Genomic DNA, 13,213 nt, shown 5'->3' with positions numbered 1-13,213 from the left:
CCCGAAGGAGATCCCGCCCGATGGCTACCGCCGCCCGTGCCCACGTCCTGTTCACCGCCGTCCGCACCGCCGACGGACACACCCGTGACCTGCTGGTCTCCGACGGCCTGATCGCCGCCCACGACCCGGCGGGACTCCCCGACGGCTGCCCGACCGTGGACGCCGCCGGAGTCCTCGCCCTGCCCTCGCCCGTGGACGCGCACATCCACGTCGACAAGACGACCTGGGGGCAGGAGTGGCTGAGCCGTGAACCGACCGCTTCCCTGCGCGATCTGATCGAAGCGGACGTGCGTGCCAGGTCCCGGTTCACGGCCTCCGTCGAGGAGCGGGCCGGGGCGCTGATGGACCAGGCGATCGCCCATGGCACGCGGGCCATGCGGGCGCATGCCGATGTCGCACCCGTGCACGGCCTCGCCGGAGTCCAGGGCGTACGGGCGGCGGCGGACGCGCGCAAGGACCTCCTGGACGTCCAGATCGTCGCTTTCCCGCAGGTGGGCCTGGTGTGCGAGCCCGGCACCACCGAACTCGTCGAAGAGGCGATGTCCGCGGGCGCCGACGTCATCGGCGGCCTGGACCCGATCGGCTACGACGGCGACATGGAAGGGCAGTTGGACTTCCTCTTCGGCCTGGCCGGCCGGACGGGCGCGCCGATCGACATCCACCTGCACGACCGCGGCGTCACGGGCATACGGCAGGTCACCGAGGTCGCCCGCCGCACGGTCGAGGCCGGCATGCAGGGGCGCGTCACGCTCAGCCACGCATTCGCCGTGTCCGAGCTGACCGGCGACGAACTCGCCCGCACCGCGGCCCTGCTGGCGGATTCGGGCGTCTCGCTCGTGACCTGCGCAGGCGGTGGTGGACCGGCCATGCCGACCGCACGGCTCACCGCGAGCGGGGTGCTCGTCGCCGCCGGATCCGACGGGGTGCGCGACGCGTGGACCCCGTTCGGCGACGGCTCCATGATCACCCGGGCGCATCTGCTCGCGTACCGTACCGGCGCCCGCACCGATGCCCAACTCGCCGCCTGCTACGAGGTCGTGGCCCGGGGCGGCGCGGACCTGCTCGGTCTGCCCGCCTCCAGGCTGGAGGTCGGCGACCCGGCCGACTTCGTGCTGCTGGCCGCCGGTTCACTGCCGGAGGCCGTCGTGGACCGGCCGGTCCCGGCCGCGGTGGTGCGGGGCGGCCGGGTCATCGCCCGCGACGGCCGGCTGATCTGAGGAGGATGCCGGGTGACCGGGGCATCACCGGCGGTCCAGCGCGCGGTCGGTGAGCCTGCCCGCCGATCCGGTGTACCGGGTGGGGTCGGTCAGTTCGGCCAGATCGAGACCGGCGAGTTCCGGTTCCTCGTTCAGGACGTCGAAGAGGACGTCGGAGAGGTCTGCCGTCTCGGATCGCGCCCGGGCGGCGGCGCCCGCCAGGACCTCCTCGGCGCGCACCCGGCCGATCCGTCCGGCGAACACCGCGACCAGCCGCTCCGAGACGATCAGGCCGTCGGTGAGGTGCAGGTTCTCCAGCATGGCGTAGGGGGCGACCCGTAGTTCCGCCACGAGTTCTGCGGCGTCGCGCGCGGCGCCGCCGACGAGCCTCAGCAGATCGCGCAGTGGCTCCCACTCGGCGTGCCATGCCCCGGCCGGACGCTCGTCCTCGGCGGCCAGCGAGCCGTACAGGGTGGCTGCCAGGCCGGGCGCCCGGCGGGCGGCGGCGGCAATCAGCGTGGCGCGCACCGGATCGGTCTTGTGCCGCCTGGCGGACGAGCCGCCCCCCTGGCCCTCCTCGGCCTCGCCGATCTCGGTACGGGACATCGTGAGCACGTCGGCCGCCGCCTTGCCGAGCGCGCCCGCGGTGAAAGCGAGCGCTCCGGTCAGATCCGCGATCGGCGTACGCAGCGAGTGCCAGGGCAACGCGGGCTCCATCAGGCCGAGTTCACGGGCGTACACGGCGACCAGGGCGGGACCGTCCACGTCGTCCGGGGCGGCCGAGAATGCCGAGAATGCCGCCAAGGTGCCTGCCACACCGCCGAGTTGGACCGGCAGCGAATCCCGTACCACCGCCAGCCGGTCCCGTGCGTCGAGGGCGAGGGCTCGCCACCCCGCCGCCTTCAGCCCGAAGGTGGTCGGTACGGCGTGCTGGGACAGCGTGCGGGCCGCCATGGGAGTGTCGCGGTGCATGGCCGCGTGCCGTGCCAGTTCGGCCGCCACCCGCTCAAGATCGGCAAGCACCGCCACCAGTGTCCGTGAGGCGACGAGCATCGTGGCCGTGTCGAGAATGTCCTGGCTGGTCGCCCCCCGGTGCACGTACGGCCGTGCCTCCTCCGGTACGGCCGACGTGAGGTCCGCGACCAGGGGGACGACCGGATTGCCGTCGGAGCGCGCCCGCAGCGCCAGGTCCCGCACGTCGAAGCGGTCGGCGTCCGCCGCCTCCGTCACCGCCGGTCCGGCCCCGGCCGGGGCGAGCCCGGCCGTGGACTGTGCTCGGGTCAGGGCCGCCTCGGCGTCGAGCATCGCCTGAAGGAAGGCGCTGTCGCCGGTGGCCGTCTCGGCGGGGGAGCCGGCCCACCCGGGGGCGAGCAGACCGGCATCGCTCTCGTGCATCAGCTGAACTCCATGAGGACCGTTGTGCCGGCGCCCGGCGGGGGACGGCGGACCGGAGGGTGCGCCGGTCCACGGGCGTCGCGATCAGTGTGGCCCGGCGCTCCGCGTCCAGCGACTCCAGCGGACGACGGCGCCCGGCCGGGGGAGCGCCCGGCCGGAGGGCCGCACCTGCTCTTCCCGGCGCCGGTTCCGGGCGCGGCCGGCGGTGTTCCGCACCGCCGGGCAGCCCCCGGCGGCCCTCAGCCCTCCTCGCCCGCCCTGTGGATGCCGAAGACCGCGCCCTGGGGATCACGTACCACCGCGATCCGTGGCCCGTCCGGGACGCTCGTCGGCGGCATCATCAGCTCGCCGCCCGCGCCCTGCGCGGTGGCGGCGGCCGCGTCGACGTCCGGCACGGCGAAGTACGGCAGCCAGTTCGGCGGGGCCTCGGGCGGGAACCTGTCGTCCATCACCAGCATGCCGCCGAAGTCCTCGCCGTCCACACCCCACTGGGGGTAGGTCTCGGACGCGCCGACCGTCCAGCCGAACACCGACGGGTAGAAGGCGAGCGCGGGATCGGCCTCGTGGGTGACGAGCTCGACCCAGCCGAGCGCGCCCGGGGCGTTGAAGCGCTCGGCGCCGGCGAAGGCCCGGCCCTGCCAGAGCGAGAACACCGCGCCGGACGGGTCGGCGACCACCGCGAACCTCCCCTGGTCGAACACGTCCATCGGTCCGGCCAGCAGCGCCCCGCCCGCCGACGTGACCTTCTCGATCGTCGCGTCCACGTCATCGGTGGCGAACGAGACGGTCCAGGCGGGCAGCTGCCCCGGCTGGTGGACCGGGCTGAGCGCGGCGACGCGCGCCTCCCCGAGATGCGCCATCGTGTAGCCGCCGGCCTCCTCGCGCGGATCGGTCTCGGACCGCCAGCCGAAGAGCGCCGCGTAGAACGACTTGGCCGCTGGGATGTCGGGGGTGCTCAGCTCGAGCCAGCAGGGACCGCCGGGCACCGGTGCGGAGAGCTTCATTCGTTCCCTCTGTTTCTCCGTGGACGCGTGCGTGTCCTGGTGTTCTCGCAACCTACGACCCGCCGGGAGACCGAGCCATCGGGGCGGCTGCAGCGGGGCGGCGCCGTGGCCGGGCGGAGGAGCCGCCCGGGCCTGGACCGGGAAAAGTGTTTTACGGGTGTAATACCTGTTAAAGTAGTGGGGTGAGTGATACAACCATCGGAATCCGGCAGCCCTCGGTCCGCAAACTCCCGCTGGCGGGCGTCCTGCGCCTGGCCCGTCCCTCGGACATGTGGTTCAAGCCGGCACTGAGCGTGGTCGTCGCCTCCGCCGTACCCGACCTGGCGCTCCATGCCTTCGGCCGGCTCGACCTCGTCATGTACACGATGGCCGGGTCGCTCTGTGCGCTGTACGGCCACAGCCTCCCGTACGCCCGCCGCGCGCGAACCGTCGCCATGGTCGTCCTCGGCATGCTCGCCGGCTTCGCGATCTCCCTGCTGACGGCCTCGCTCACCGACTCGACCGCGGTGCTGATCGCGGTCGGCGCCGTTCTCGCCGCCGCGCAGAAGGCGCTCTGCGACGCCACCCGGATCGGGCCGCCCGGGCATGTGATCTTCACGTTCGTCACCTCGGCCGCGCTCTTCGCCCCGCAGCACCTCGGTCAGCTGCCCGGGCATCTCGCGCTCACCGTGGCCGCGGGCGCGGTGGCCTGGCTGGTCACCGTCGGCCCCGCGCTGATCCGCCGGGAGGGCCCGGAGCGCCGAGCCACCGCCCGCGCGCTGAAGGCCGCCGCCGCGTACGCCGACCACCCCGGCCACCGCACCCGGCACGCCGCGGCCGCCGCCGTGCACGCCGGCTGGCAGACACTGCTCGCCGCCGGGCGCCCCACCCCCGTACGCAGGGAGCTGGAGCGGCTCCTCGTGCACGCCGAAGCCGCACTCGCCGAAGCCGCCCTCGGGGGCCGTGCCGCCGACCCCGCACGGCTGCGCGACTGGGCCCGGCAGGTCCTGGCCCGCGGGCCCGTCCCCGCCCCGCCGGCCGCCCCCGGCACCACCGAGGAGCTCTTCGGGATCCAGGCCGAACGGGCCGCCCACCGGGCCGGCAGCCGTCGCGACACCCTGCGTGCGCCGTTGCGCGCGCTTGCCCCCGGCTCCCCGTTGCTGCCCATCGCCGTCCGCACCCTGATCGGCTGCGCCCTGGCCGGATACGTCTCCATGCTGCTCGGCGTCGGCCGCCCCTACTGGGCGATCGTCACCGCCGCCTCGCTCTATCAGGCCAATGTCACGCTGTCCTGGAACCGCGCGCTGCAGCGCACCCTCGGAAACCTCCTCGGTGTGCTCGTCTTCGCCGCCGTCCTCCCCGTCACCCGGACGAGTCCGCTGGCGCTCATCGGATGCTGCCTCTTCTTCAACTTCGCCGCCGAGGCCCTGATCACCCGGAACTACTGGCTCGGCTCCGTCGCCGTGACCCCGATGGCACTCCTCGTCATCGAGTTCGGCGGTACCCATCCGGCCGGCGAACTCATCGGTGACCGGGCTCTGGACACCGTCATCGGCGCGGCCGTCGGCCTGCTCGCCGCCATGGCCGTCACCAACCGCCGGGCCGCCGGGCGCCTGGAACGGGCGCTCGCCGCCACCGAGCGGGCCCGCGCCCACGCCGTACAGACCATCGCCGTCCCGGTGCCCGCCCCCGCCGCCCTAGACGCGGCGCGGCGCAGGCTGACGGGATCGCTCGTGGAACTGCGCGAGGCCGGCGACACGGCAGCGGGCGAATGGTGGCAACGCGCGCTGCCGGTGGAACAGGTCCTCGCGGCGGAGCAGGCAGGACACCGTACGCTCGCGGCGACAGCAAGACGGCGGGGGCTGATCGCCCCCGTACTGGAGAACGGAGCGGTGTGACCGACGACATCGTCGCCTCGGTGGTACGGCAGTGGCAGGCCGTCAACCCGGAGCTGGACACCGGACCGATGGAACTCATCGGCCGCATCAACCGCTGTGCCGCCCTGCTCCAGCAGGCGGAGGACGCCCCGTTGCGCTCCGCGGGACTCACCCGCGCCGAGTTCGACCTGCTCGGCGCCGTGCGCCGCACCGACCGCGAACTGACCCCCGGTGAACTGGCCAGGGAGACGTTCTCCTCCGGTGCCGCCGTCACGAAGCGGCTACGCGTGCTCCAGGAGCGCGGCCTGGTCGACCGCCGCAGCGATGCCCGGGACCGCCGCGTCGCGCACGTCCGGCTCACCGAGGAGGGGCGCGCGCTGGTCGACCGGTTGCTGCCCAGGCAACTGGCGTACGAACGCACCGTGCTGTCCGGCCTCGACGAGCGGACCCGCGGCCGGCTCAGCTCGCAGCTCAGCGAATTGCTGGTGCAGCTCGAGGGACGGCTCGGCGGGGCGCGGCGCTGAGCCGAGCACCGGACCCGCCTCACGCGGTGGGCCTCAGTCAGGCGTCCACCTGCCGGCGCGCGGCCGGCACCGGACCGCACGCCGCCGTGTCGCCGACAGCGCCGTCTGCGCCGGAACGCGGGACGGCTCAGGGGCGGCGCCGCCCCTGAGCCCCGTCGTCAGGAGCGGTGCGGGGCCGGTGCCGTAGGGGTTCCGCCGGACCGCCGCGCCGGGCCGAGCACCGCGGCGGCCCGGCGCAGCCCCGCGGCCCTGCGGATGAGCACCGCCTCGTCGCTCCGGTCGGTGGGCGCCGATGCCACGAGGGCGAGCCGGTCGCGCCGGCTGGACCCGGCCAGTGGTACGGCGACGCATTCATGCCCCGTGCCGACTCCCCGAGGCTGGGCGCGCATCCGCGTTCGCGGATCCCGGCGAGCTCCGCGAGCAGGGCGGACCGGGACGTGAGGGCAGGGCGGCGGCCTCGGTGACGGTGAGCGTGTCATGGGAGAGGAGCAGCCGCATCAGGCGGAGCCCGGTGTCCAGCGATTCGATGGTGCAGCTCCGTTTCGGGCCCACGATGGGGTTCGCCCTCTCCAGTACCGCCCGCACCGGCCGTCACGGCCGTGACTCGGTCCTGCACCCGTCCGACGGTCATGATTCTGCTCCTTTCGATCCGCTCCGATCAGACGTGCCCTTGTAGCGCGGAGCGGAACGGAATCACTCGTTCGGGAGGTGGTGTGCGCTCCACGGCTTCACCTCCGGGGTGAATGCTGTTGGCGCCGAAGGGCTTTGGCCCGATCGGCAGTCGGGGGGTGTCCCGGCAAGCGGTACGGAGGTCGGTGTCTGCGGTGGATGCATGCCGCCCGTCACTCCTCGCGCACAGCTGGAGGCGGGGCGTGCAAAAACTCGTGAGTTTATAACTGCGGAAGCGCTTCCGCAGAGGGTTGGGTGAATGTGCCGAAGCGCTGTTTCGATCTGGCTAAGCTCACGCGCAGTGAAGTCGAGTTGATGCAAATTCGAGCGCTTGTTCCCTCATGCCCCTGCATGTGCGTATACCTCCCGAATCCACCGCCAGAGGTCTTAGATGGTTCGTGTTGAATCACCGCCGATCGACCGAGAAACCCCCATGGCCCGCGTCGCGTTGTTCCCCGTGCTCCTCGTGGCGGGCGCCACCGCCGCCGCTGCCGCACTGGTCGCCGAGCCCGCGCGGATGCCGGTCGTCTGGTGCGGTGCGGCCGCCACCGCCGTGATCGCGTCACTCACCGTCGCGCTCGCCCGACGCGCACGCGCGATGCGCAGGCAGCGCGCGGAGTACGAGCACCGCATCGCCGTCCTGGAGCGACGTCTCGCCAGCCATGACGAAGAGACCGTACGGATCAGCAAGGAGCTGCTGCCGGCGGCCATCCACCGGCTCCGCGTGGGTAACTCGCCCGACGAGGTGCTGCGCGACATCGTCGACGCCGACGAGCTCTACCGCGACCTGCCCGACGCCCAACGCACCCTCGTCTACACGGTGTTGGACATCATCGACAACGAAGAGGCGATGCGTGACTCCGCGCAGCGTGCCTTCGTCAACGTCGCCCGGCGGGTCCAGGCGATCGTCCACCGCCAGGCCAGCGAACTGCGGGAGATGGAGGAGCACCACGGGCGCAACCCCGACGTCTTCGACGACCTGCTCCGCATCGACCACGGCACAGCGCTGATCGGCCGGCTCGCCGACTCCATCGCGGTACTCGGCGGCGCCCGGCCCAGCCGCCAATGGCCCAAGCCCGTACCGCTGTTCAGCGTGTTGCGCGGGGCCATGTCCCGGATCCTCGAATATCCGCGCGTCGATCTGCACTCGATCGCCAAGGTCGCCATCATCGGCACCGCCGTCGAACCGCTCATCCACGCCTGTGCCGAGCTTCTCGACAACGCCACCCGCTACTCCCCGCCGCAGACCCGTGTGCACGTCACCGCGGTCGAGGTGCAGACCGGCATCGCCATCGAGATCGAGGATGGTGGGGTCAGCCTCAGCGAGGAGGCCCGTGCGCGGGCCGAGAACATGCTCGCCAGGGCCCAGGCCGGGTCCAGCATGAACGACCTCGGCGAGTCCCCGCGTCTCGGCATGGCCGTCGTCGGCCGGCTCTCCCGGATGTACGACCTCCAGGTCTCGCTGCGGCAGTCCGCGTACGGCGGGGTCCGTGCCGTGCTCATCGTCCCCCGCGCCATGATCACCACCGGCCCCGCGCCGGGTATCGCCCACGGCATCGGCGCCACGTCGAGGCCTACCAGCGACATCGACCTGGCGAACCTGAAGCACGTCGTCCCGGCGCGCAGCAAGCGCCGCACCCCCCTCCCCGTGGAATCACGCCCGGCCACCGGACCGGTCGCCTCGGACAGCCGGCCGGCCGCCCCCGCGTCCGCCATGGAGGACGACGTCCCCGTGGTGACGGAGTGGACCGCGGGCGGGCTGCCGCAGCGCCGCAGCCGCGGTCGCGCGCCGCTGGGCTCGCACAACCTCCCCGCACAGCCCGTCGCCCCGCCCGCGGGGCAGCGCAACGGTCACAGCAACGGAAAGGACAAGGAGCCGCCGCCCGGCCTCTGGCTGGAGGCGTTCACCAGCGCCGTCAACGGCGTGCCGCAGGAGCGGAAGAACGACGAAGACACCGATGGCGCGTGGGACAAGGGAGACCTGAAGTGATCCAGCAACGGGGCAATATGGACTGGATGCTCAAGGAACTGGCCGACGACGTTCCGGACATTCATCAGATCGTGGTGCTCTCCGCGGACGGGCTGCGCATCGCCCGGCACGGCGGCGACCCCGATGTCGCCGACCGGCTGGCGGCAGCCTGCGCCGGGCTGCAGAGCCTGGCCGCGGCCGTCGCCTCGGAAATCCCTTACAGCGACGGTCTGATGAAACTCGTGGTCATCGAAGTGACCGGGGGTTTCTTCTACTTGATGGCCGCCGGAGCGGGCGCGTACCTCGCAGTCCTGGCCGGAGAGACAGTGGACGCGGGACTCGTCGGAGCACGAATGCGCGACATGGTCGTCCGGATCGGCGCCCATCTGACGAGCCCGCCGCGCCATGACGGGCAGACCGGATGAGTTCTCCCCGACGAGAACGCCGGAAGGCCGATCCGGCCCTGAGCGATCCGGAGCGGCTGTACGTCATCACCGGCGATCCCGACGGAGGCGAGCGAGCGGCACTCGACCTGGTCACCATGGTCGTTGCCAAGGAGGAACCGGCACCGACGGTCCAGCCCGAGCAGGCCGCGATCCTGCGGCTGTGCCAGGCGCCGTTATCCGTCGCCGAGATCTCGGCTTATCTCAGCCTGCCGTTCAGCGTGGTGACCTCGCTCCTCACCGATCTCCTCGCCACCGAACTGATCGAATCGCGCGCGCCCATCGTCCGCGCCACTCTCCCGGACAGGTCCCTTCTCGAAGCGGTGATGCATGGACTTCAGAAGCTCTGACACGATCACCGGCCCCCGGACCGAGGACGTCCTCCCCACCACGGCCACAGCCGCCGTGAAGGTGGTGATAGTCGGGGGGTTCGGGGTCGGCAAGACGACCATGGTCGGTTCCGTCAGCGAGATCCGGCCCCTCACGACCGAAGAGACCATGACCCAGGCCGGCGTCGGCGTGGACGACAACGTCGGAGTGGAGAGCAAGACCGCCACCACCGTCGCCATGGACTTCGGCCGGATCAGCATCACCGAGGAGCTGATCCTCTATCTCTTCGGCACCCCCGGCCAGGAACGCTTCTGGTTCCTGTGGAACGGCCTGTTCGAGGGAGCCCTCGGCGCCGTCGTCCTCATCGACACCCGGCGCCTGGAAGTCAGCTTCGACGTCATCGGGCGCCTGGAGGAGCGCGGGGTGCCGTTCGTCGTCGCCGTGAACACCTTCCCGGACGCCCCGAAACACCCCGTCGAGGCTTTGCGCAGCGCACTGGACCTGCCGGACGAGGTCCCGATCATCGACTGCGACGCCAGACTGCGCGCGTCCAGCCGAGATGTGCTGATGACCCTGATGCGCTACCTGCACAGCCTGGCCCTACCGGTCGACTGACCGCAGCACGTCCCCCGGCGCCCCCACCTCCGGCTCGTCCCACAGCCTGAGCCCCGCCCGATCATCCGCCCTGAGCCTTGGAAGCCTGATCCCTGGAGCGATCGTGACAACCCCTTTCCACTACGAGCCCGGAGCAGCCACGGGGCCGGTTCCGCCCCCACAGTGCCCGGCCCACGGACTCGGTGTCGGAGCCGGCGGGCTGCGCCGGTTCTACGGCCCCGAGGCCGAGCAGGACCCCGCAGGGCTGTACGAGAAGCTGCGCGCCGAACACGGCACGGTGGCACCGGTCCTGCTGCACGGAGACGTCCCGGCCTGGCTGGTGCTCGGGCACAGCGAGAACCTGCACGTGACCCGCACCCCCTCGCAGTTCTCCCGCGACTCACGGCGCTGGAACGCTCTGCAGGACGGCAGCGTCGCCCCTGACCACCCCCTGGCCCCCATCTTCACCTGGCAGCCGGTCTGCGTCTTCGCCGACGGCGCCACCCATGAACGCCAGCGCGGCGCGGTCACCGACAGCATGGAGCGCATCGACCACCGAGGTGTCCGCCGCCACATCAACCGGTACAGCAACCGGCTCGTCAACGACTTCTGTCAGGAAGGCCGCGTCGACCTGGTCAGCCAGTTCGCCGAGCGGCTGCCGATGATGGTGATGTGCGCGATCCTCGGCATGCCCGAGGAGTACAACGACCGGATGGTGCAGGCCGCCCGCGACATGACCCGCGGCACGGCTACCGCCGTCAGCAGCAACGCGTATGTGGTCGCCGCACTGAACCGGCTGGTCGCACGGCGCCGGGCCGAGCCCGCCGCCGACTTCGCCACCTGGCTCGTCGAGCACCCCGCCGGCCTGACGGACACCGAGGTCAGCGAACATCTGCGGCTGATCCTCATCGCCGCGTACGAGGCGACCGCCAACCTGATCGCCAACGTGCTGCGCATGGTTCTCACCGACCCGCGGTTCCGGGCCCGGCTCAGCGGCGGCCACATGACGGTGCCGGAGGCGGTCGAGCAGACACTGTGGGACGAGCCGCCGTTCACCGCGGTCTTCGGCCGCTGGGCGGTCGGCGACACGGAGCTGGGCGGTCAGCGGATCAAGGCGGGCGACGCGCTGATCGTCGGCATCGCACCCGCCAACACCGACCCGGTGGTACGGCCCGACCTCACCGCCAACATGGAGGGTAACCGCGCCCACCTCGCGTTCAGTGGCGGACCGCACGAATGCCCCGGCCAGGACATCGGGCGAGCGATCGCGGACGTCGGTGTCGATGCCCTGCTGATGCGCCTGCCCGACCTCGAACTGGCCGTCGAGGAGCGCGAACTGCAATGGATCGGGAACATCATGTCCCGGCATCTGGTGGAACTGCCCGCCGACTTCGCCGTGCGTCCGCCGCAGGACGACAACGAACCGCCGTCGATGGGGCGGCGCAATCCGCCGCGCGAGGACTGGGAGGTGCAGTCGCCGGTCCGGCACACGGTGCCCACCCCGGTGCCGACGCCCCCGCCCGCTCCGGCCGGTGCCGGGGCGCGGGCAGCCTCCGTTCCGGCCGACGGGCCGGGCACCGGCATGCCGCCCGGCGACGCGTTCGAGGACCGGTCGGCGTCCGGCCGGATCCCGCAGCAGCGCAGGCCGGCCGCACCGGCCAGGCTGTGGCGTGCGGTGACACGCTGGTGGAACGGGTACTGACCGGGCAGGCGTGACCGAGCACGATGCGGGCCGGTGGCCCGGGGCTGGTGCCCCGGGCCACCGGCCCGCGCGTCAGTCGTGGCGGCGGGCACGGCGCAGGCGCAGTGTCCCCCGTACGATGCGGAAGCGTGAAGCTGACAATTCTGGGCGGCGGCGGATTCCGGGTTCCTCTCGTGTACGCGGCGCTGCTCGCCGACCACGCCGAGGGCCGCGTCACCGCCGTCACCCTCTACGACACGGATACCGACCGGCTCACCGCCGTCGCCCGCGTCCTCGCCGATCAGGCCGCCGGCGTCGAGGACGCACCCGTCGTTCTCGCCACCACCGAGCTCGACGAGGCGCTGCGCGGCGCCGACTTCATCTTCTCCGCCATCCGCGTGGGTGGTCTCGCGGGCCGGGCCGCCGACGAACGGGTGGCTCTCGACGAAGGTGTGCTCGGCCAGGAGACGGTGGGCGCGGGCGGCATCGCGTACGGACTGCGTACCGTCCCCGTCGCCGTCGACCTCGCCCGGCGCATCGCACGGCTCGCCCCGCACGCCTGGGTCATCAACTTCACCAACCCGGCGGGTCTGGTGACCGAAGCCATGTCCCGTCACCTCGGGGACCGGGTCATCGGCATCTGCGACTCCCCGGTCGGCCTGGGCCGCCGTATCGCCCGGGTCCTCGGCGCCGACCCCGAACGGGCCTGGATCGACTACGCCGGCCTCAACCATCTGGGCTGGGTCCGCGGGCTGTACATCGACGGCCGGGACGAACTGCCGCGACTGCTCGCCGACCCGGAGCTGCTCGGTTCGTTCGAGGAGGGGAAGCTCTTCGGCACCGAATGGCTGCGGTCGCTCGGCGCGATCCCCAACGAGTATCTGCACTACTACTACTTCAACCGTGAAGCGGTGCGCGCCTACCAGGACGCCGAGCGGACCCGTGGCGCCTTCCTCCGCGACCAGCAGGAGGGCTTCTACGCCCGGATGAAGGACCCGGCCGCGCCCGCCTTCCCGACCTGGGACCGGACCCGCGCCGAACGCGAGGCCACCTACATGTCGGAGAACCGGGACGTCGCCGGGGCCGGAGAGCGCGACGAGAGCGATCTCGAATCCGGCGGATACGAACACGTCGCCCTCGCTCTCATGCGGGCAGTCGCCCGCGACGAACGGACCTCCCTGATCCTCAACGTCCGCAACCGCACCACCCTTTCGGTGCTCGACGCCGACGCCGTCGTCGAAGTGCCGTGTCTCGTCGACGCGAACGGCGCGCATCCGGTGACCGTCGCCCCCCTCCCGTACCACGCCGTCGGGCTGGTCACCGCGGTCAAGGCCGTCGAACGTGCCGTGCTGGACGCGGCGGAGAGCGGATCGCGCTCCGCCGCCGTACAGGCCTTCGCACTGCACCCGCTCGTCGACTCGGTCTCGGTCGCGCGACGGCTCGTCGACGGGTACACGAAGGTCCACCCCGGACTCGCCTATCTGAACCGCCCCTGAGTCACCGGCCCCGGGGCGTGCCCAGCGCCCCGGGGGCACCTGCACCGTCCGGTGCC

Annotated in this window: 12 protein-coding genes; 9 read left to right on the top strand and 3 right to left on the bottom strand. The window is 72.2% G+C overall.

Going from position 1 to position 13,213, the window contains the following annotated elements:
- Positions 1-20: 20 nt before the first annotated feature.
- Positions 21-1,217, top strand: a complete 1,197-nt coding sequence (locus tag ACFVXE_RS00380; protein ID WP_389667669.1) for an amidohydrolase — start codon at positions 21-23, stop codon at positions 1,215-1,217.
- Positions 1,218-1,241: 24 nt separating this feature from the next.
- Here the strand turns inward: ACFVXE_RS00380 and pcaB are convergent, their stop codons facing one another.
- On the bottom strand, positions 1,242-2,591 hold the full coding sequence (pcaB, locus tag ACFVXE_RS00375; protein WP_389667667.1) for a 3-carboxy-cis,cis-muconate cycloisomerase: 1,350 nt from the start codon (positions 2,589-2,591) through the stop codon (positions 1,242-1,244).
- A gap of 239 nt (positions 2,592-2,830) precedes the next feature.
- Positions 2,831-3,595, bottom strand: coding sequence for a VOC family protein (locus ACFVXE_RS00370; RefSeq protein WP_389667666.1), 765 nt, complete (start codon positions 3,593-3,595; stop codon positions 2,831-2,833).
- Positions 3,596-3,777: 182 nt separating this feature from the next.
- Between ACFVXE_RS00370 and ACFVXE_RS00365 the strand changes: the two genes are divergently transcribed.
- Both ACFVXE_RS00365 and ACFVXE_RS00360 read left to right on the top strand, forming a co-directional pair.
- Positions 3,778-5,472: an FUSC family protein gene (locus tag ACFVXE_RS00365; RefSeq protein WP_389667664.1), complete on the top strand. Its 1,695-nt coding sequence runs from the start codon at positions 3,778-3,780 to the stop codon at positions 5,470-5,472.
- Complete coding sequence (locus tag ACFVXE_RS00360; RefSeq protein WP_389667662.1) at positions 5,469-5,975, top strand: MarR family winged helix-turn-helix transcriptional regulator; 507 nt, start codon at positions 5,469-5,471, stop codon at positions 5,973-5,975. Before ACFVXE_RS00365 ends, ACFVXE_RS00360 begins: the two co-directional genes overlap by 4 nt.
- A gap of 158 nt (positions 5,976-6,133) precedes the next feature.
- On the opposite strand, the gene ACFVXE_RS00355 is transcribed toward ACFVXE_RS00360, so the two are convergent.
- Positions 6,134-6,364, bottom strand: coding sequence for a hypothetical protein (locus ACFVXE_RS00355; protein WP_389667660.1), 231 nt, complete (start codon positions 6,362-6,364; stop codon positions 6,134-6,136).
- Between the two features lie 671 nt (positions 6,365-7,035).
- Here ACFVXE_RS00355 and ACFVXE_RS00350 point away from each other — a divergent pair.
- From ACFVXE_RS00350 to ACFVXE_RS00325, 6 genes are all read left to right on the top strand, one after another.
- Entirely contained in the window at positions 7,036-8,634 is a 1,599-nt protein-coding gene (locus ACFVXE_RS00350; RefSeq protein ID WP_389667659.1) for a sensor histidine kinase, read from the top strand.
- Positions 8,631-9,038, top strand: coding sequence for a roadblock/LC7 domain-containing protein (locus ACFVXE_RS00345; protein ID WP_389667657.1), 408 nt, complete (start codon positions 8,631-8,633; stop codon positions 9,036-9,038). The genes ACFVXE_RS00350 and ACFVXE_RS00345 overlap by 4 nt, the downstream gene beginning before the upstream one ends.
- The gene (locus ACFVXE_RS00340) at positions 9,035-9,406 is read left to right on the top strand and encodes a DUF742 domain-containing protein (RefSeq protein WP_389667655.1); all 372 of its coding nucleotides are present in this window, start codon (positions 9,035-9,037) and stop codon (positions 9,404-9,406) included. The genes ACFVXE_RS00345 and ACFVXE_RS00340 overlap by 4 nt, the downstream gene beginning before the upstream one ends.
- Complete coding sequence (locus ACFVXE_RS00335) at positions 9,387-10,001, top strand: ATP/GTP-binding protein (protein WP_389667654.1); 615 nt, start codon at positions 9,387-9,389, stop codon at positions 9,999-10,001. The genes ACFVXE_RS00340 and ACFVXE_RS00335 overlap by 20 nt, the downstream gene beginning before the upstream one ends.
- A 103-nt stretch (positions 10,002-10,104) precedes the next feature.
- A complete protein-coding gene (locus tag ACFVXE_RS00330) occupies positions 10,105-11,682 on the top strand; it encodes a cytochrome P450 (protein ID WP_389667652.1) in 1,578 nt (525 codons plus the stop codon).
- 128 nt (positions 11,683-11,810) lie between these two features.
- Positions 11,811-13,157 carry a 6-phospho-beta-glucosidase gene (locus ACFVXE_RS00325; RefSeq protein ID WP_389667651.1) on the top strand — a complete coding sequence of 449 codons (1,347 nt, stop codon included), beginning with the start codon at positions 11,811-11,813 and terminating at the stop codon, positions 13,155-13,157.
- Positions 13,158-13,213 lie beyond the last annotated feature (56 nt).

The organism is Streptomyces sp. NPDC058231, from assembly GCF_042882275.1.
Lineage (GTDB): Bacteria > Actinomycetota > Actinomycetes > Streptomycetales > Streptomycetaceae > Streptomyces.
The sequence above is the reverse complement of the archived record's forward strand: the minus strand, read 5'-3'. Positions and strand labels throughout refer to the sequence as shown.